The 19,775-nt window shown below is 41.0% G+C and carries 14 protein-coding genes; 6 read left to right on the forward strand and 8 right to left on the reverse strand.

Translation table 11 applies throughout. The features are described from left to right. The first annotated feature begins 19 nt into the window (after positions 1-19). From I2I04_RS20910 to I2I04_RS20925, 4 genes are all read left to right on the forward strand, one after another. Entirely contained in the window at positions 20-2,725 is a 2,706-nt protein-coding gene (locus tag I2I04_RS20910; RefSeq protein WP_195655807.1) for a calcium-translocating P-type ATPase, PMCA-type, read from the forward strand. After that, positions 2,715-3,338: an HAD family hydrolase gene (locus tag I2I04_RS20915; RefSeq protein ID WP_195655808.1), complete on the forward strand. Its 624-nt coding sequence runs from the start codon at positions 2,715-2,717 to the stop codon at positions 3,336-3,338. The genes I2I04_RS20910 and I2I04_RS20915 overlap by 11 nt, the downstream gene beginning before the upstream one ends. 10 nt (positions 3,339-3,348) lie before the next feature. Then, positions 3,349-4,329 carry a bifunctional riboflavin kinase/FAD synthetase gene (locus I2I04_RS20920; RefSeq protein ID WP_195655809.1) on the forward strand — a complete coding sequence of 327 codons (981 nt, stop codon included), beginning with the start codon at positions 3,349-3,351 and terminating at the stop codon, positions 4,327-4,329. A 138-nt stretch (positions 4,330-4,467) separates the two neighbouring features. Continuing rightward, entirely contained in the window at positions 4,468-5,241 is a 774-nt protein-coding gene (locus tag I2I04_RS20925) for a CPBP family intramembrane glutamic endopeptidase (RefSeq protein ID WP_143260201.1), read from the forward strand. Here I2I04_RS20925 and I2I04_RS20930 read toward each other — a convergent pair. The 8 genes from I2I04_RS20930 to I2I04_RS20965 all read right to left on the reverse strand — a co-directional run bounded on the left by I2I04_RS20930 (position 5,231) and on the right by I2I04_RS20965 (position 17,455). After that, positions 5,231-6,121 (reverse strand): ChaN family lipoprotein, encoded by an 891-nt coding sequence (locus tag I2I04_RS20930; RefSeq protein ID WP_143260200.1) that lies wholly within the window; start codon positions 6,119-6,121, stop codon positions 5,231-5,233. The genes I2I04_RS20925 and I2I04_RS20930 overlap by 11 nt on opposite strands. Then, positions 6,114-8,924: a M16 family metallopeptidase gene (locus tag I2I04_RS20935; protein ID WP_229127022.1), complete on the reverse strand. Its 2,811-nt coding sequence runs from the start codon at positions 8,922-8,924 to the stop codon at positions 6,114-6,116. The genes I2I04_RS20930 and I2I04_RS20935 overlap by 8 nt, the downstream gene beginning before the upstream one ends. 60 nt (positions 8,925-8,984) lie before the next feature. Then, positions 8,985-10,199, reverse strand: coding sequence for a DUF4929 family protein (locus I2I04_RS20940; protein WP_195655811.1), 1,215 nt, complete (start codon positions 10,197-10,199; stop codon positions 8,985-8,987). A gap of 28 nt (positions 10,200-10,227) precedes the next feature. After that, a complete protein-coding gene (locus tag I2I04_RS20945; RefSeq protein ID WP_143260197.1) occupies positions 10,228-11,619 on the reverse strand; it encodes a RagB/SusD family nutrient uptake outer membrane protein in 1,392 nt (463 codons plus the stop codon). A 12-nt stretch (positions 11,620-11,631) separates the two neighbouring features. Then, the gene (locus I2I04_RS20950) at positions 11,632-14,688 is read right to left on the reverse strand and encodes a SusC/RagA family TonB-linked outer membrane protein (RefSeq protein ID WP_195655812.1); all 3,057 of its coding nucleotides are present in this window, start codon (positions 14,686-14,688) and stop codon (positions 11,632-11,634) included. Between the two features lie 255 nt (positions 14,689-14,943). Further along, a complete protein-coding gene (locus I2I04_RS20955; RefSeq protein ID WP_004316653.1) occupies positions 14,944-15,369 on the reverse strand; it encodes a SufE family protein in 426 nt (141 codons plus the stop codon). Between the two features lie 110 nt (positions 15,370-15,479). Further along, entirely contained in the window at positions 15,480-16,475 is a 996-nt protein-coding gene (locus I2I04_RS20960) for a M20 family metallopeptidase (RefSeq protein ID WP_143260196.1), read from the reverse strand. 71 nt (positions 16,476-16,546) lie between these two features. Next, complete coding sequence (locus I2I04_RS20965; RefSeq protein WP_195470567.1) at positions 16,547-17,455, reverse strand: LD-carboxypeptidase; 909 nt, start codon at positions 17,453-17,455, stop codon at positions 16,547-16,549. Positions 17,456-17,672: 217 nt separating this feature from the next. Here I2I04_RS20965 and I2I04_RS20970 point away from each other — a divergent pair, with 217 nt between their 5' ends. Beyond that, entirely contained in the window at positions 17,673-18,632 is a 960-nt protein-coding gene (locus tag I2I04_RS20970) for a phosphate acyltransferase (RefSeq protein WP_195655813.1), read from the forward strand. Between the two features lie 25 nt (positions 18,633-18,657). Further along, positions 18,658-19,719: a butyrate kinase gene (buk, locus tag I2I04_RS20975; RefSeq protein WP_143260193.1), complete on the forward strand. Its 1,062-nt coding sequence runs from the start codon at positions 18,658-18,660 to the stop codon at positions 19,717-19,719. The last annotated feature ends 56 nt before the right edge of the window (positions 19,720-19,775 follow it).

The following is a 19,775-nucleotide window of genomic DNA, read 5'->3' on the forward strand; positions in this document are numbered from 1 at the left end:
ACTAAACGCATGTATCTGCATGAGTACAAATAAAAATGACTATTATCATTTAGGACTTACGGATGACGAAGTCCTACAAAGCAGGGAGAAAAACGGTATTAACCTGTTAACACCTCCCAAGCGTCCTTCCCTCTGGAAACTTTATCTGGAAAAATTTGAAGACCCGGTTGTACGCGTACTGTTAGTAGCAGCCGTTTTCTCATTAATCATTTCCATCATCGAGAACGAATACGCTGAAACAATCGGAATTATAGCAGCTATCTTACTGGCCACCGGAATCGGTTTCTTTTTCGAGTATGATGCCAGCAAAAAGTTTGATCTGCTGAATGCAGTCAATGAAGAAACATTGGTAAAAGTGATCCGAAACGGACGTGTCCAGGAAATTCCCCGCAAAGACATAGTGGTAGGTGATATTGTAATTTTGGAAACGGGTGAAGAAATCCCGGCCGATGGAGAATTACTGGAAGCCATTTCTTTGCAAGTAAACGAATCAAATCTGACAGGTGAACCTGTTATTAATAAAACAACTGTAGAAGCTGACTTTGATGAGGAGGCAACTTATGCTTCCAATCTGGTGATGCGTGGAACGACAGTGGTAGACGGTCACGGCACCATGCGCGTTCTGCACGTGGGAGATGCTACTGAAATCGGGAAAGTAGCCCGACAAAGCACAGAAGAGACCCTCGAACCTACTCCGCTGAACATACAGTTGACTAAACTTGCAAACCTCATCGGAAAGATTGGCTTTACTGTGGCCGGTCTCGCTTTCCTTATTTTCTTTGTCAAAGACGTATTATTATTCTTTGATTTCGGTTCACTGAACGGATGGCATGAGTGGCTTCCTGTTTTCGAACGAACACTGAAATATTTTATGATGGCAGTTACACTGATTGTAGTAGCTGTGCCTGAAGGATTGCCAATGAGCGTCACTCTTAGCCTGGCATTAAACATGCGTCGCATGCTTTCTACCAACAACCTGGTGCGGAAAATGCACGCCTGCGAAACAATGGGAGCCATCACCGTGATTTGTACGGATAAAACCGGTACACTGACTCAAAACCTGATGCAAGTACACGAGCCTAATTTTTACGGCATCAAAAATGGCAGTGTTTTGTCCGACGATGATATCAGCACACTCATTGCAGAAGGAATAAGCGCTAACTCAACCGCTTTCCTCGAAGAATCAACGACCGGTGAGAAGCCGAAAGGAGTAGGAAATCCCACCGAAGTAGCTTTATTGCTTTGGCTTAACAAGCAAGGAAAAAATTATCTGGAACTTCGCGAGAAAGCACACATCCTCGACCAACTCACTTTCTCTACCGAACGGAAATTCATGGCAACCCTTGTTGAATCACCACTAATCGGCAAAAAAATTCTTTATATAAAAGGAGCTCCGGAAATTGTTTTGGGTAAGTGTAAAGAAGTAGTCCTGAATGGACGGCAAGTAGACGCCGTAGAATATCGCTCCACAGTAGAAGCACAACTGTTGAGCTATCAGAATATGGCTATGCGTACACTTGGATTTGCATTCAAGATTGTCGGAGAAAATGAGCCTAATGATTGTACGGAACTGGTTTCAGCCAATGACCTGAATTTCTTGGGAGTAGTTGCCATCTCCGACCCGATTCGTCCGGACGTACCTGCCGCGGTTGCTAAATGCCAGTCTGCAGGTATCGGCATCAAGATCGTGACCGGTGATACTCCGGGAACTGCAACGGAAATCGCACGCCAGATAGGTCTTTGGAACCCCGAAACAGATACCGAGCGGAACCGAATCACCGGTGTTGCATTTGCCGAATTGAGCGATGAAGAAGCACTGGATAGAGTGATGGACTTAAAAATCATGTCCCGAGCCCGCCCGACTGACAAGCAACGCCTGGTGCAACTGCTTCAGCAAAAAGGAGCAGTCGTAGCCGTAACCGGAGACGGAACCAATGACGCCCCGGCTTTGAATCATGCCCAAGTAGGTTTGTCAATGGGTACAGGTACTTCTGTAGCCAAAGAAGCCAGCGATATTACCCTGCTCGATGACTCCTTCAACAGTATCGGAACTGCTGTTATGTGGGGACGTTCCCTGTATAAGAATATCCAGCGTTTCATTGTTTTCCAGCTAACGATCAACTTCGTAGCACTGCTCATAGTTCTATTGGGTTCTGTGATCGGTACGGAACTTCCGCTGACTGTCACACAAATGTTATGGGTGAACCTGATTATGGACACTTTTGCCGCTTTGGCTCTTGCTTCCATTCCCCCCAGCGAAACCGTGATGCTTGAGAAACCTCGTCGCGGCACTGATTTTATTATCAGTAAGGCAATGCGGTCTAATATATTAGGTGTGGGTTCCATCTTCCTCATCGTACTACTCGGAATGATTTATTATTTCGACCACAGCACGGAAGGTATGAACATACACAACCTGACCATCTTCTTCACCTTCTTTGTCATGCTGCAATTTTGGAATCTGTTCAATGCCCGTGTATTCGGCACTACCGATTCGGCATTCAAAGGACTTTCCAAGTCGTACGGTATGGAGCTCATTGTACTGGCTATCCTTGCCGGACAATTCCTAATCGTACAGTTCGGTGGAGCTGTATTCCGTACGGAACCGCTTGACTGGCAAACCTGGCTTCTTATTATAGGCGTTTCGTCCACGGTGTTATGGGTTGGAGAACTTATTCGCCTTGTTCAACGTATTATTCACAAAAAAAACAGAAATGAAAAGTAAAGGAATAAAAAACCTTCTTATTGATTTGGGTGGTGTACTTATCAATCTCAACCGCCAACGTTGCATTGAGAACTTTCAGAAATTAGGGCTCCGGAACGTGGAGGACTTACTGGATATCCATAATCCGAACGGGCTCCTGATGCAACAGGAAAAAGGATTAATTACACCCGCCGAATTCCGCGACGGAGTTCGTAAGATGATAGGCAAAGCAGTGAGCGACAAACAAATAGATGCAGCCTGGAATAGTTTTTTGGTAGACATACCGACACACAAACTTGATTTATTATTAAAATTACGTGAGAAATACGTCGTCTATTTATTGAGTAATACCAACCAAATCCATTGGGACTGGACATGTATTCATCTGTTTCCCTACCGCACATTTAAGGTAGAAGACTATTTTGAGAAAACGTATCTCTCTTTTGAAATGAAAATGGCCAAGCCCGAAGCGGAGATCTTCAAGACAATCATAGAGGATGCCGGTATCGAGCCGGAAGAAACGCTCTTTATCGATGATTCCGAGATGAACTGTAAGGCAGCACAGGATTTAGGAATTATCACTTATACTGCAAAAGCAGGCGAAGACTGGAGCCATCTTTTCAACAGCAAATAATTTTAGAGATATGCAGATTATACGTGACACATCGGCTATTACCCCGGAACCCAGTGTAGCTACCATCGGTTTCTTTGATGGAGTACATGCAGGACATCGCTATCTGATTCAGCAAGTGAAGGAGATAGCCGCCGCCAAAGGTCTACGCTCTGCATTGGTTACCTTCCCCGTTCATCCCCGCAAAGTGATGAATGAGGATTACCGTCCGGAACTTCTGACCACCCCGGAAGAAAAAATAAGTCTGCTTGCAGACATCGGGGTAGATTACTGCCTGATGCTTGATTTCACCCCGGAAGTTTCCCGGCTTACCGCCCGGGAATTCATGACACAGTTGTTAAAAGAACGTTATCAGGTAAAATACCTGGTTATCGGCTATGACCATCGTTTCGGGCACAACCGCAGCGAAGGCTTCGAGGATTATGTACGCTACGGGAAAGAAATTGGTATAGAAGTGATCCGCGCCAAAGCATATACCAGCAATATAGAAATAGAGAACGTACCCAACGTTCCGGTAAGTTCTTCCCTGATCCGTAAACTTCTTCATCAAGGAGAAGTGGATCTGGCTGCCGATTGCCTGAAATATGAATATTTCCTTGACGGAATAGTAGTAGGCGGCTATCAGGTAGGGCGGAAAATAGGTTTTCCAACGGCCAATTTAAGCGTGGATGATCCTGATAAACTGATCCCCGCGGACGGTGTATATGCCGTATGGGTGACATTCGACAAAAAAACATATATGGGAATGTTAAACATAGGTGTCCGCCCGACGATTGATAATGGGCCTAACCGAACCATTGAGGTGAATATCCTTCACTTCCATTCGGACATATATGATAAATTCATCCGGCTTACTTTCGTAAAACGGACGCGTCCCGAACTGAAATTCTCCAGTATTGACGAGTTAATAACGCAACTCCATAAAGATGCCGAAGAGACGGAAGCTATTCTTCTTGCCAACAAGGCAGGCAGCAACAGCAGAGAAACAAAATAAATAATACAATAACCGATAATAATAACTTTAAAATAGATTCTTATGCAAAAGTCATTTATGAGCATCTCTTTGGTGGTAATAGCTATCTCAATGTTAGCTATGTTTATCTATAGTTTCTTTACAACTAAATAAAGACCAATGAAAACGGCTATCAAACTGATATTAATTGACCTTCTCATTGCACAGATTGTCGCCCCTATCCTGATTATGATTCCCTGTACGATCTATTTATTAGTCTCCACAGGAAATTTAGACAAGGTTGCTCTGACGCAAATGATCATGATTCCGGCCCAATTAGCCGGTCAGATTATGATGGGTATTTATCTATGGAAAGCCGGCTATATCAGTACACAAAAGACAACATGGTCACTCGTATCAGCGCCATACCTAATTTGTAGCGGTCTAGCTATTCTCACCGCTGGCTTTCTGGTATCTGCACTTATGGGACTGCTAGACTGGATACCCAACATCATGGAGCAATCTTTCGACATTCTCCAATCCGGTTGGGGCGGTATTCTCGCAATAGCTATCATCGGTCCTATACTTGAAGAAATCTTGTTTCGCGGATCCATAACCAAAGCTTTGCTGCAACAATACACCCCGACAAAAGCTATCCTCATTTCAGCACTTCTATTCGGTGTCTTTCACATTAATCCGGCCCAGATACTTCCCGCATTTCTGATTGGTATCCTACTGGCATGGACATACTATAAAACCGGTAGCCTGATACCTTGCATACTCATGCATATACTGAATAACTCCTTAGCAATATATCTTAGTATCCAATATCCCGAAACAGAAAACATGGATGATTTGATAAACGGCACCCCCTATTTAATTATCTTTTTCTGTGCGATTTTCATACTGGCAGGAGTTATTCTATATATGCAACGCATGACTGCTAATAAGTAGAAGTCATATCTTCAGGAACACAAATATAAAAATCTGCTCTTCCTTTATTCTCTTCGTCAAGTTGGTCTATACTTTCCTGGCGGACCGCACAAACTGTTTTAATTGTTGTACCCGGACGATATTGAAGCAAATAAGGAATGATTCCTTCTTTAAAATCTGAATGATAATTTCCATTAAAATGCAGGAATTTATTTTTTATATTACGGGCTATAAACCATCCCATTGTCGCATCTTTGATAGCTTGGGCCTGTGCCAGATATTCTTGGTTACCTTTACTTTTACCCATCATCTGCATTAATGCAAAAGCTCCTCCGTCCTCTTCTTTATAAGTAAATTGCACAGGAAGCGGCGGTAAATACCGTTTTGCTTCATCAGATAATGAATCCAAATACTGTAAGCCATTATTCTTTACAACATTCGCATAACGCCGAGGTACATTAGTTGCAATAAACGGAATCTTCTTCTCTTTTGCAAAAAAGACAAATGGAGAATAATCTGTACTATAATTATCCCACAAACGAGCTTCCGTTTCAAATCTGTCATAAGAAATGAGCCGACGCATGTATTCATCCAAAATCAATTGGTTGTCTGATTCAAACATTTCAGCTCCCATCATTAACTTATCTTTGTGAATAGCATATAGCGAACGGGTTATTTCATACTCCAGCCAATGAGTGATACAACAATTATGAATCTCACCAATAAACACGACATCCGGCTGTACCAACGCTTCAATAAGCTCATCATAGCCTATTTCCTTACCATCGGCATCAAACAATGTATATGCTTTTTTATACCCCTTCTGAGCAAAAACGGTCACTCCTCCTACAAAACATAGAAGTAATATACCACAAATTCTTGAAAAAAATAACTTATTCATATTTTTGATGTTTTCCTATATATAACAATACAAATTTATCCGGATTCATTAAATTTCTGAACGCCCTCTGAATATCCACCGTAGAAATACTATTGAGACACCGTTCATACTGCTCAAAATCAGCAACAGATTCACCATTTTTCAATAAATTCACAAGATTGGTGCGCCATTCGGCAGAAGCCTCATCAGAAAGCACTTTTCGCTTAGTAACCAGAAAAGACTTCTTCAAAGCCTCCAATTCATCTTCATCTACTTTATTCGTACGAAGCTCTTTAATTATCTGCTTGATAAGATTTTCCACTTTCTCTGTGTTCTTAAAATCAACAGAAGCCGATAAATCGAAATAGAAAACCTGTTGTGGCAACCCATTGTAAAATAATGAAGCGTATGGAGAATAAACAATATTTTCCCCCTCACGTAAAACGCTCAACAATCGGTTTTGCAATATATCGCGCATCAATTTCAGTATAAGACTATTTTTCAAGGAAGGTTGGTAATTCCCGTAAAAAACATAATCAAATATAGTCTGGGTATCGTTATCATTCGGAAACTCTTCTATATAAGTTTTCCCGGGAAGTTTAAACGGCTTATTGATATAAGCTATCGTGTTTGCTTCCGGTATACGTCCGAATGTAGAAGCTAACAGTTGTTTAATACTGTCCGTATCAAACTTCCCGGTCACTACGAACGTCATCTGGGACGGATTACTATATAATGAACGATAATAGTTTGCAATTTGGTCCAAATCAAGTTTCTCCAAATCTTTTTTTGTCAGGGGTGGACGAGATACGGTATTTCCCATCAATGAATCCAGACGATTCGTCAACATACGGTCAGAGGCACGTTTCATCATTTGCTCAAGCACCGTTTCTTTACCGAAACGCTCTATTTCATCTTTACGTATCTCCTCAAAATCTTCGTAGCAAAGTTCCGGACGATACATTTTCTCGTACATTAAATTAAAAAGCTCTTTTGCTTTATCAGCAGGTGACATACCCATAATATCATGCCAATAATTACTGATGGCAATATTCATTGATATTTCTTCCTGTTGCATAAAAGAAGACAATGTATCGTAAGGCACACAGGCCACTCCTCCCATTTCCATATAACCTCCGGTTCCCTCATAAAGAGGATAATCCGCATCGGACAAGTCCGCTGTTCCCCCTCTTCCAAAAGCTGTCACAAAAATCGATTGATTTTCATCATTTGTCGGACGAAGAAAAACACGTAAACCATTCTTCAAAGTTACTTCCGTCACATTAAGATCCGGGTAGTTTTTCTCACCAACTATATCCGAAGCCCTGAAAGGATGACTTTCTGCCAGACAAACAGGTGTCACTACATTTTCCTCTCCTCTATCTTTTTGCACATACTCAAAATCCTTAAACGGGCTCTTGGCTCCTTTATCCCATGCCTGAACAACTTCTTCTTTCTGCAATGAATTTTGTTTTCCGGCATTATTACGATAGGCTATCAATAATGCTTGTTCTTTATATGAGAGCCATTCAGACAACAGCTGTTGCAAAGCGGCACTTTCAGTCGCACGTATCTTACCGGCCAACTGTTCCATTTCACTGTCAGACTGAATATAACGATCACCGGATATAACATAATCAACAAAATCATCACACCATTTAGAAGATAACTGAATCGAGTTATCAACCTTCAAATGCTTGACATGCTCATTAATGGCATCTTCCATTTCTTCTTGCTTAAAGCCATTTTTCCTGATAGACTCCATTTCATTAGACAGTTCGCTAACCTGTTGCAAAAGATTATCCTTATCTGCTCCGGAAAAGGCAAAAACAAAATGATTCTTGTCAGAAAGAAACCATGCGTCAGAAACATTACACCGGATATTCCGATGTTTCAACCGATTACTGATCGCACGTATCAATAAAGCACCCAGTTCCTTTTGGTAAATACTTTCAATCGTGTTTCCGACCACACAAAGGTGAGGAATCATCAGCTCCAGCTCCGAACTACGTTCCAGATTATCCCCAATCTCATATAATGCGACTCCCGGATCATAGGTCAGCGGATAAGTATGATACCCCTTGATTTCCTTATGCGGAATGGACGAAAACATTTCCTTGATTTGCTTTTCAATAGATACAGGATCTATATTACCAACCACAACTACAGTAGCCATCTGTGGAGAATACCATTGCTGATAAAACTCGATTAATGTTTTACGATCAATATTGCGAATATCTTCGGAACTTCCCAACGGCATACGCTCCGTAAAATGGTTTTTACCAATCTTTAATGCATAGAAGTCATCTCCCAAGTCATATCCACGTAATTCTTCCAAGATAACTCCCCGTTCTTTCTTCGTCCGCTCTTCATCAAAAGTGATTCCACTTAGCCAGTCTTTCAGGATTAACAAAGTCTTACCACTAACTTTATCATCTGTTTTATCCATTGGTACTGTCAACATAAATATTGTGCGATCATATCCGGTTACCGCATTTATATCACGACCGAATTTCATACCCAAAGTCTCCAGATAATCGACCATTCCTCTGCCGGGAAAATGCTTACTACCGGCAAACGACATATGCTCCAGAAAATGGGCGGCTCCTTTTTGCTTTTCCGACTCTTGTACGGAACCAATACGCATCACTAACCGGAACTCGGTTGTATGAACCGGCGCCTCATTAGGAAGAATTAAATAATGCAGGCCGTTAGCCAAAGTTCCTTCAACTGTATTAGGTGGTAAATTCACCTTTTTCTCCGAATGAAAAACTTGTTGTCGTGCAAGCATATTCATGGTCGTTCCTCCTAATAGAACTACCATGAATAAAATAAATTTAGATCTTGTCTGTTTAAACATGAATGGTTGTTTTATATATTATATTTATTCGTTTAATGTATAAGTTACGCGGATCTGGGTATAGCCCAACGAATTGACATGATCCCAAGGAAACTGGAAACTAAAAGTTTTCTCATCATACATACCTTTCGGTTCAATCCAGTCAGAGGGGTCATTCTCCCAATAGTCCTCATCAATATACGCAGACACCAGACAGTTAATCGGATTCAAGGTTATTCCTTCTTCTATCAAATCACTGACACTCGTTTCCACCATATTACCACCTTCTTGAACCACAATCGTACCACCTTCGTCAGCCATTTGCTTCCAACGGTTCCAAGCGGTAAAAGAATATTCAAAAGGTACTGTTTCAACTTCGTCCTCCCAAATATCTAATACCGGTCTGACAAACGAGAAAGCTTTTTCCTCCGGCAATAATTCCAAATCATCTAAAACAACACTAAATATTTCCTTATTAACATCAAAGTCAACCGCTTCCAACATAGAAATATACCTACTTCCTTCATAAATCCAGAATTCACTCTCCACAGTTTCCTTTCTGTATATTTCCCACAAAAAAGAAGTTATCCCCATTGGATTATCAATCATTTTAAGTATTGGCCGGTCTGCAGTAGCATTTTCGCTCAATGTTATTATCGTTTTTCCCATAAAAGAACGAGTTTCAGTATCACTGAATATTCCAATCTCATCTGTTGGAAAAGTCACTTCTACACGACAACTTACCTCACCCATAAAACGATTAAGATTAAGCCCGTATTTCTCCATATATCCATGGATTAATTCTATCTGCTGCTCCGTTAATTCGGGTAAAGCCGGGTTTGGCCTTACTGTCAGCCTCAAATCATTCCACGGCTGCATACGTTCATCTGTATAATCCTTTACTTTCAAGGTAATCGTCCTTTGCCTATTCAATAAACTCTGACGATTGGAAAGTACTTTAAAACTTGCCGTTTTTTCGCCTGCTTTCATTTGAACTGTTCCGCCCTCCAAGCGCAAAATATCATCTGTATTATCTGATAATTCAAAATTAATCGTAACATCTTTTTCTACGGCAGTAGCTAAAAGCACATCGACAGAAATAGCACGATCATCGTTCTCCGAAAGTGCCGGGTCATCAGAAGTACTGATCTGTATATAATTGCGTCCTTTATAAGTATAGTCAATATCATTGCTACAAGCTGTAACCATCCAAGACAGCCCAAGCAAAAATATGAATAAAGAATAATATTTGTATTTCATAATCTTCTTTGTTTTTAAGATAGAAAAATTATCTGTTCAGAGGCCATCCCTCATTTTGAGTAATATTCTCATTATATTTATATTCAGAACGGGGAATAGGAAAACACCAACGATAATCGCTGTTCTCTACTTTCGCCTCTTCACTCTTTCCCCATTTTGATAACCGGGACAAACTTCCCGAATGTAAACGTTTCAAATCAAAATACAATATGCCTTCACCTGCAAATTCTTTCATTTTCTCCAGATGAACAGCTTGTAGCAGTGCATCCCCTGTCAATCCTTCATCAAGAGTGGTAGCCTGACAAGCTTCCAGATATTCATTCAGTTTCTGAATTGCCAGCCTCTCCTTACCTGATGTCTTACTATAAGCTTCAGCTGCTATGAAATAGGCACCAGCATAACGCATCACATTGATATATTGTATACTTTCCGACTCTTTATTTACTTTATTGTATTTGCCTAATAAGTCCCTTTGCTCTCCTTCCATTTCAAAAGGGTACACATTATATGTTTCCCGTATATCTCCTTCTCCATACACAATTTGAGGATTCAATGCGAAATAGTCTCCATTTGTCGCATCAAACTGTATGTCAGCATAAAAACTTTTTGCTGTATAAAATCCGAAGATACGTTCCTTACAAGAGGCAGTTTCCCACAAGCGCTTATATCCCGAAACGGTAAACATGTCATCCGTTGCCTGCTCCAATACCTTCTCCGCATAAATCGCAGCTTGTCCATACTGCCCCGCATATAATTCCAGTTCAGCAAGTAAATAATATACAGCCGTTTGAGACAACCAACCATTGTTTGCCGGAGCATTCTCTGAAACCACCGCTTCTGTCAATAAGGTACGGATAGCCGACACACAGGTTTCGATAGAAGAACGCTTTGGATATTCAAGCCCCAGATGTTCTTTCAAAACAATACCGTCAGCTTGAGGATTTTTGTCATAAGCCGGTGCAAACAACCTTAGTAAATTGAAATAGCAAAGAGCTTTCAACGCTTTACATTCACTTATTATAGCTGCTTTTTTTCCCTCCTCCGAAGCATTTTCCAATACAATATTATTCACCCGCTCAAGCAAAGTATTACAAGAAGCAATCGTATTATAATATTCCAGCCAAATATTTTCTGCCAGAGAAGTTATAGAATTATCCTGCCACAAATAAAGATTTTTCTGGCTCATATCCTTTCCTGTGGCAGATGTCTGACAAAAGTCATCACCCAAGATAGAAAGTTCATATTCATAATGCGGATAAAGCAAATAAGCAGATGCCAAAAGAGAACGCGCTGTGGCAACATCGGTAATAGCATCAGGATCCGAATACTGGTCGGCAGGAGGAATGTCAAGTGAGCAAGACGACATTCCCGATACAATTCCTGATATGGCTATAAATATATAAATGAAATTCTTTATCATAATCATTAATCGTTAAAAAGTCAGACTCATATTAAATGTATAAATAGGCTGCATACTTCCCGCCAAAGTGCCACTTTCCGGGTCCGACTCCTTATATGAAGTCCACGTAAACAAATTGGAACCTTGGAAAGCCAATGTCGCATATTTCACAAACGGCAATGTCTTTCTTAAGAAATGGGGTGGCACCCGATACCGGAGAGAAACCATGGACAGCTTCAAATAATCACTCTTACCCACTGTCAACGAGTTCGGATATTGGCTCAAATTCTCCTCCGCAGTAGAAGACGTGTAAAAAGGAGTCGGATAAACTTTCCCCTCATCCCCCGGTTTGAACCACATTTTATCAGTCTGTCCGGCAACGGCATTTTTATTTGAGTTATCTTTATCACGCACATACGAATAGTTGAACTGATGAATACCGCCACGTACATAATAGAAATCCATATCCAAATCGAATGATTTATAAGAAAGAGACAACCCGAAACTTCCGCTATACGGAGGGGTGGAATGCCCCAATGCCACTACGTCATCCGCCGTCAATGCTTCACTTGCCGGCTTCTCCAGATTATCCTTTACCAAAAATATAGGATAACCTGTCAAAGGATTGATACCCAAAGAAGAAGGACCATAAATCATATCATACGATTTACCTATTTCATAATCAGGAATCAATGCTTCTTCAGAAGTATATATTCTATCAGCATAATAAAGATCAATAACCTTGTTACGATTATAAGCCATATTCCCCCGCAAACTAAGCAGCCAGTCATTTGTATCCAGCACCTTTACATTCAGCCCCAATTCAATACCCTTATTCTCAAGTATTCCTATATTACGTTTCAATGTTGTATATCCGGTAGAAGAAGGAATCGGAACATCCAGCAACGCCTGTTCTGTACGCCGGTTGTACCAACTTGCCTCCAACGTAATACGGTCAAACAGACCTATACTGATCCCCGCATCAATGGATTTAGTCTGTTCCGGTTTCAGATCTTTATTATAAAGTCCCATTAAATCAAGCGGGCGCTGGTCTTCGTAGCGGTTAGTGGAATAAGCGAAAGTAGCTACCGTAGACGAAACTGAAACACCATTCAGATTAGCAGTATATCCATAGGAGGCTTTCAGATTCAGGCGAGTCAGAACAGGATTATCTGACAAAAATTCATAATAACTGGGTGTCCAACCAATCCCCACAGCCCAAGCACTGTTCCAACGTTTATCGGAAGGCAAAATAGAAGAGGCATCCGTTTTATAAGTAGCATAAAAGTCATAAATATTATCAAAAGTATACCCGGCAACAGCCCCAAATCCTAATTGCGCATTTTTATCTTTCAACGCTCCCACTTCAGGCTGGCGCATTCCTTGAATAGATTGATTGATAGCAGCTGCCGATTTTATAGTTCCAACTCCATAACCGGTAATAGAGACATTATCCAATTGAGTCAGATAATAATCCATATTAGCCCCTAACGTCACATTATGTTTCCCTGCGTATACATTATTATATGTTACACGAACATTGGTAGAAACATTAGTTGTGGTATTCTTCGATTTTGAATAAATCCCCCGTTTAATCTCCGGAACCCCCTCTGTCATTTCCGAATAAGCAGTAGAAGGGGTAAATTGTTCTGTCTCATCCAACAAAAAGTCCAGACCGGCCACTGCTGCAACATCCAGTCCGGGTAATGGATTCAAAATTAAACTGCCACTAATCCCGGCTGTTTTTGCTGCATCCTCCTGACTGTACTGATTCATCAGATCTTTATAGGTACGTCCTGGATAGGATACCAATTCTCCACTGTTTTTTGTTTCATAAGGATTCAATTCATACACCAGTTGAGTGGGATCTGAAGTTGTACCATTCGGAGTATTTGTTTTAGCATAACCGCCATTCACACTTAATAATGCATAACCGATGTGTCCCAACTTCTGATCCATGTTCATACGCAAGCTCATACGTTGTTTATCGTTACCTGGTAGACGTCCTCCCTGTTTAGTATAGTTAGCAGAAACATAATAAGTCGTCTGTTCACTTCCTCCACGAATACTAACGTTATGCTTTTGATAGAGGCTGTTCCGAATAAGTTCATGAAACCAGTCTGTATTTACATTTTTCAGTTCATCCAATTTTTGTTGTCCGGTCGCTATCAATTGCGGCAGATTCGGATCATCCGCGTGATATTTATTATAATAATCTGCACTATATCGATATCCAGGAGTTTCCGGATTCTGCAAGCGACGTTCCAATTCCAACTTTTCCGCAGAATTCATCATGGAAATTCCCCGGCGTCCACGAGTAGTGACTCCCATGTCCAATGTATAAGTGACCATTGTCTGTCCACTAATTCCGCGCTGGGAGGTTATTTCCAGCACACCGTTAGCAGCCTTAATGCCATATAAAGCACAAGCAGCCGCATCTTTAAGCACCTTGATTTCCTTAATATCTTGAGGGTTCAAATTATAGAATGTTTCCGAACTTATGACCTTACCATCCATTACATAAAGAGGTTCGTTGGTTGTATTTCCTCTTCGTAAAGAGGAATTCCCTCTGATACGTATCTCCGGAGCAGAGCCTAATTCACCTGTATTCGTTACAATCAATCCCGGCACAGATCCTTGCAAAGCCAATCCCATGTCAATCATCGGCTTGCTATTAATACGCCGCATATCGACTTCCTGCACTACACCGGAACGAGCACGAATATCTATCTCATTAATATTAGCTTTAGCAGTCACAACCACTTCATCCATATTGTTAGTATCGTCCGCTAAAGTTACTTCCAGCTTAGTCTGCCCTTTATAAGTAACACTTTTGCGCCGCATGCCAATGAATGAGAACTCAATTGATACGCCTTGCTCCCATTTACCTGTTAATACAAATTCTCCTTTTTCATTGGAGATTGTTCCATAAGGAGTGTTTTTCACTTTGATGTTTGCACCAGCCAAAGGCAGATTTTGAGAATCATATACATGCCCGGTTATTCGGTTTTCCCTTACTTGTGCTTGCACTAACATATAGAAAGCCATACAAAACCAGAGCAAAGCCCCTCTTTTTACATTTTTTTTCATAAGTGCGCATTTTATTCGTCTTTTTACAAAAAAATGAATAAAATATAGAAATATCAAATGAAATTAATTTTATTATATTTTTTTAATCTTTTATCAAATGGACACATTTATCACATTTTTCAAATAAAAATAATAATAAAATTAAGAAAAAGCTTCCACTATCCTACCAATATCATTCCCTACGGAATATGTAAATTTATAAAATTTTCACAAACGACTAAACAACATATCTATCATAAAAAAAGGGAAGTTTTTTCACTTCCCCTCTTTTGCTTTAAATGCTAATGCATACATTCGTATTTGTTTGACCATCGACAGCAAACCATTGCTACGCGTTGGCGACAGATGCTCTTTCAACCCAATCTTGTCTATAAAATAAAGATCTGTATTCAAGATTTCATCAGGGGTATGTCCTGAAAGGACTTTAATCAATAAGGCAATAATTCCTTTTACTATCAATGCATCACTTTCCGCTTTAAAAACGATTTTACCATCTACATCATCCGCTTGAAGCCATACCCTGCTCTGGCAGCCCTCAATCAGATTTTGTTCCGTCTTATATTTTTCTTCAAGTGGTTCCTGCTCATTTCCCAAGTCAATAAGTAGTTGATAACGGTCCATCCAATCATCGAAGTCACTGAATTCTGCAATCACTTCGTCTTGTAGTTCATTAATTGACATTATAGTAATTATTTAATTAGACAATATACCAATGTGCGAGTAACAGATGCCGTATTTAAAACCGGCATATCAATATATCGACACCTTAATTATATTATTTCTCAATGCTATTATTTCTCATTATAAATCACTTCCAATACCGTCTGGCCCACTGCTTTCAACGTATTCTTATCTATATGCTCCATATTGTCATTGACGGTATGCCATGTCGGAGTAAAATCACCCTCCTGATTATATGGAATAATATCGATGGTTTTAATACGTGCCAGACGATTAATGAACAAATGATCGTCTGTTACAAATCCTCCGTTGCCATCCATGAAAGTCTTTCCGTTGCCAATCTTCTTCGCCGCTTTCCAGACTTTCTTATTTATATCGGGAGCAAACTCTTCAGAATATCCCTCTTTCATAAACACGCTGCCTTCACCCCCTACCATATCGAGTAGGATGCCAAAACGTGCATTATATCCCTGTACATGAGGATTGCGTGCCCAATACTGTGATCCGAGACACCAGAATTCTTCTTTATGCTGCCCCGTATAAAACTGCGGTGCACCATAATCCTCTGCATCCAGCAAAATAATATCGATTCCTAGTTCCGGCTGTTGCTGATTGACCAGGCGAGCTATTTCTAACAAGGCACCTACACCACTGGCACCATCATTGGCACCCAAAATCGGAGTTTTATGATTCTTCTCGTCAGGATCGTTATCAGCCCATGGACGTGTATCCCAGTGCGCAAACAGAGCAATTCGTTTTTTGCTTTCCGGCTTATAAGAACCGATAATGTTTCTCGCTTTCAGCAACGTTCCGTCATAAGCAATCAAATCTGCATATTGATTAGTCACTTGAGCACCGAAAGCCTCCAACTGACCGGCAAGATAATTACCACAGGCAACATGTTCTTTTGTATTAGGAACACGAGGTCCGAAATCTACCTGATTCTTTACATACAAATAAGCACTATCCGCATCAAATTGAGGTATATTCACTGCTGTCTCTTCGCTTTGTTCACTCGTACTATTTGCCTTATTACCTCCTCCGCAAGAGAATGCTGATAATAACAAAAAGGCACTCATTAATACTATCATAGTTTTCTTTTTCATCGTCTTTTCATCTATTAGGGGTCTCAAAATTAGTCATTTTCATCACAGCATCGTTCAGATGGAATGGTTTATTAACATATAAACTTCAGTTCCACATTTTTCTTTCCGACCACAAGTTCCACTTTTGCGCCGTTTATAAGCGGAAGATTATGAGTCACGTGTCCTACCGGAAAATTAAAGCAGACCGGATAATCATACTCTTTTACTAAATCCGCCAAAGCCGCATACAATTCCTTACCCAGCGAACAGTCTTCTTCATATTCTGTAAATTGCCCGATAATCAGCCCGGACAATTTCTCAAGTACGCCTCCCAATTTCAAATTATACATCATACGCTCGATGGCATGCGGACGTTCGCTGACATCTTCAATAAACAATATCGTCCCTTCTGCCGGAATATCATAAGGAGTTCCCCGCAAACCGTATGCTACCGCCATATTGCCACCATGCAAAACGCCTTGTGCAATTCCCTGCTTATTCAGTTTGTGCTTCTCGCACGTATAAGAAGGGATATTTCCAAATAAGATATCCTTCAGATAGTTCGTACAAAGATCATCTTCCGGTTCTACCGTAAGATGACGAGCCATCAACGAATGCAGGGAGGCATATCCATTTTTCTGAAACAGATTGTGCAACGCTGTTATATCGCTAAAACCCAGTAACCATTTCGGATGTTCATAAAAAGCCGTAAAATCAATTTTATCGATCAAATGTACCGCCCCGTACCCTCCGCGACTACAAAGAATAGCTTTCACCTCAGGGTCGTCCATCGCATCCTGTAAATCTTTCAGCCGTTGCCTGATTGTTCCGGCATATCTCCCGGATGAACTTCCGGCATATTTTCCCATAGCCACTTTCAAGCCCCATGATTCAATCCGTTTCTTGGCTCCTTTCAAGAATTGTTGGTCTATCTTACTCGAAGGTGATACGATAACCACTTTATCACCTTTCTGCAAAAAGGGAGGAAATTGAATATCCATATATATTCTTATTTAATTGACTTTCATTGATAAAATACCAGACTGCCCGAACACATTTGTTTTCATTTGCAAAAATACAGGAAAAAACGGTTCCATGCACATCCAACAGCCAAAACAAATGAAATATAGCAAAATGTTACATAATGGATGCATTTTTTCGGGTTATAATCGTTATTTTTTCAATCATTTTTCTGATATTTGCTAAAAATCTAACGTTATGGAACCTATTCTAAATTTTGCCCAGCTAACGGCCCATCTCAAAAAGCTAAACCATAGAAAACGAATTGCCGTGGTCTGTGCCAACGATCCTAACACAGAGTATGCCATCTCTCGTGCGCTGGAAGAGGGAATTGCAGAATTTCTAATGATTGGAGATTCTACAATTCTGAAGAAGTATCCCACACTCAAACAATATCCTGAATATGTAAAAACCATCCATATAGAAAATTCGGACGAAGCGGCACGCGAGGCTGTCCGTATCGTTCGCGAAGGGGGAGCCGATATTTTGATGAAAGGGATTATCAATACAGACAATTTATTACATGCTATACTCGACAAGGAAAAAGGGTTGTTGCCAAAAGGTAAAATCCTCACGCATCTGGCAGTGATGGAAATTCCTACTTATCATAAACTGCTTTTCTTCTCGGATGCCGCGGTCATTCCGCGGCCTACGTTACAACAACGTATAGAGATGATTTGGTATGCTATCTGTACCTGCCGTCATTTTGGCATCGATCAGCCGCGTGTTGCATTGATTCATTGTACAGAAAAAGTGAGTGCCAAGTTCCCTCATTCATTAGATTATGTGAATATCGTAGAGCTTGCCGAAGCGGGAGAATTCGGAAATGTGACTATTGACGGTCCGCTGGACGTACGTACTGCGTGCGAACAGGCAAGTGGTGATATTAAAGGGATTGTATCTCCTATCAACGGACAGGCAGACGTATTGATATTCCCGAACATCGAATCGGGCAACGCATTCTACAAATCTGTCTCCCTGTTTGCAAAGGCAGAAATGGCAGGATTGCTGCAAGGTCCTATTTGTCCTGTAGTACTTCCGTCGCGCAGTGATTCCGGCTTGTCCAAATATTATAGCATTGCGATGGCGTGCTTACAAGTATCAGGAGATTGCGAGTGCAGAAAACAGGCTAATCAGGTCACGAACTCATCATTCTAAATTCATCACTTAAAACTCACCATTCATGAAAATACTGGTTATCAACCCCGGCTCTACTTCTACAAAGATAGCAGTTTACGAAAACGAGACTCCGCTGTTTATTAGCAATATAAAACATTCCGTAGAAGAACTGTCCGCTTTTCCCGAGGTAATAGATCAGTTTGAATTTCGGAAAAATCTGGTATTACAAGAATTGGAGAACAACAAGATTCCTTTTTCTTTTGACGCAATCATCGGACGCGGAGGTTTGGTGAAACCGATACCGGGCGGAGTGTATGAGGTGAACGATGCTATGAAACGTGATACAGTACATGCCATGCGCACCCATGCTTGCAACTTGGGAGGACTGATTGCCAGCGAACTGGCCGCCACCCTGCCCAACTGCCCGGCATTCATCGCTGATCCGGGAGTGGTGGATGAACTGGAAGATATAGCTCGCATTACAGGTTCTCCTTTAATGCCGAAAATTACCATTTGGCACGCCTTGAACCAAAAAGCAATCGCACGGCGTTTCGCCAAAGAGCAAGGGACGCAATACGAAGAGTTGGATTTAATCATCTGCCATTTAGGAGGAGGCATTTCTGTCGCAGTCCATCATCACGGACGAGCCATCGACGCCAACAATGCATTGGACGGTGAAGGGCCTTTTTCACCGGAACGCGCCGGCACACTTCCTGCCGGTCAACTAATCGACCTTTGCTTTAGCGGTCAGCATACCAAAGACGAATTGAAGAAACGTATCTCCGGACGTGCCGGATTGACTGCTCATTTAGGTACGACCGATGTGCCTGCCATCATCCAATCGATAGAAGAAGGAGATAAAAAGGCGGAATTAATACTGGACGCCATGATTTATAATGTTGCAAAAGCGATAGGAGCCAGTGCTACTGTACTTTGCGGGAAAATAGACGCTATCCTCCTGACAGGAGGAATCGCTTATTCGGACTATGTGGTTTCAAGGCTGAAAAAAAGAATCTCTTTCCTAGCTCCCATCTATGTTTATCCGGGAGAGAATGAAATGGAGTCATTAGCTTTTAATGCAATAGGAGCTTTGAAAGGAGAGTTGCCCATACAAGTTTATAAGTAATGCAAATTATTGATTCATCAGTTCCATCGGTTTCATCTTATTTTACTCCATACTTT

Source organism: Bacteroides sp. 1001136B_160425_E2 (genome assembly GCF_015559655.1).
Classification (GTDB): Bacteria; Bacteroidota; Bacteroidia; order Bacteroidales; family Bacteroidaceae; genus Bacteroides; species Bacteroides luhongzhouii.

Bases quoted from the DNA above. Each gene is read 5' to 3' on its own strand.
- I2I04_RS20950 (WP_195655812.1), bottom strand. From the start codon at position 14,688: ATGAAAAAAAATGTAAAAAGAGGGGCTTTGCTCTGGTTTTGTATGGCT.
- I2I04_RS20925 (WP_143260201.1), top strand. From the start codon at position 4,468: ATGAAAACGGCTATCAAACTGATATTAATTGACCTTCTCATTGCACAG.
- I2I04_RS20960 (WP_143260196.1), bottom strand. From the start codon at position 16,475: ATGAAAAAGAAAACTATGATAGTATTAATGAGTGCCTTTTTGTTATTA.
- buk (WP_143260193.1), top strand. From the start codon at position 18,658: ATGAAAATACTGGTTATCAACCCCGGCTCTACTTCTACAAAGATAGCA.
- I2I04_RS20915 (WP_195655808.1), top strand. From the start codon at position 2,715: ATGAAAAGTAAAGGAATAAAAAACCTTCTTATTGATTTGGGTGGTGTA.
- I2I04_RS20965 (WP_195470567.1), bottom strand. From the start codon at position 17,455: ATGGATATTCAATTTCCTCCCTTTTTGCAGAAAGGTGATAAAGTGGTT.
- I2I04_RS20940 (WP_195655811.1), bottom strand. From the start codon at position 10,199: ATGAAATACAAATATTATTCTTTATTCATATTTTTGCTTGGGCTGTCT.
- I2I04_RS20955 (WP_004316653.1), bottom strand. From the start codon at position 15,369: ATGTCAATTAATGAACTACAAGACGAAGTGATTGCAGAATTCAGTGAC.
- I2I04_RS20935 (WP_229127022.1), bottom strand. From the start codon at position 8,924: ATGGTAGTTCTATTAGGAGGAACGACCATGAATATGCTTGCACGACAA.
- I2I04_RS20930 (WP_143260200.1), bottom strand. From the start codon at position 6,121: ATGAATAAGTTATTTTTTTCAAGAATTTGTGGTATATTACTTCTATGT.
- I2I04_RS20970 (WP_195655813.1), top strand. From the start codon at position 17,673: ATGGAACCTATTCTAAATTTTGCCCAGCTAACGGCCCATCTCAAAAAG.
- I2I04_RS20945 (WP_143260197.1), bottom strand. From the start codon at position 11,619: ATGATAAAGAATTTCATTTATATATTTATAGCCATATCAGGAATTGTA.
- I2I04_RS20910 (WP_195655807.1), top strand. From the start codon at position 20: ATGAGTACAAATAAAAATGACTATTATCATTTAGGACTTACGGATGAC.
- I2I04_RS20920 (WP_195655809.1), top strand. From the start codon at position 3,349: ATGCAGATTATACGTGACACATCGGCTATTACCCCGGAACCCAGTGTA.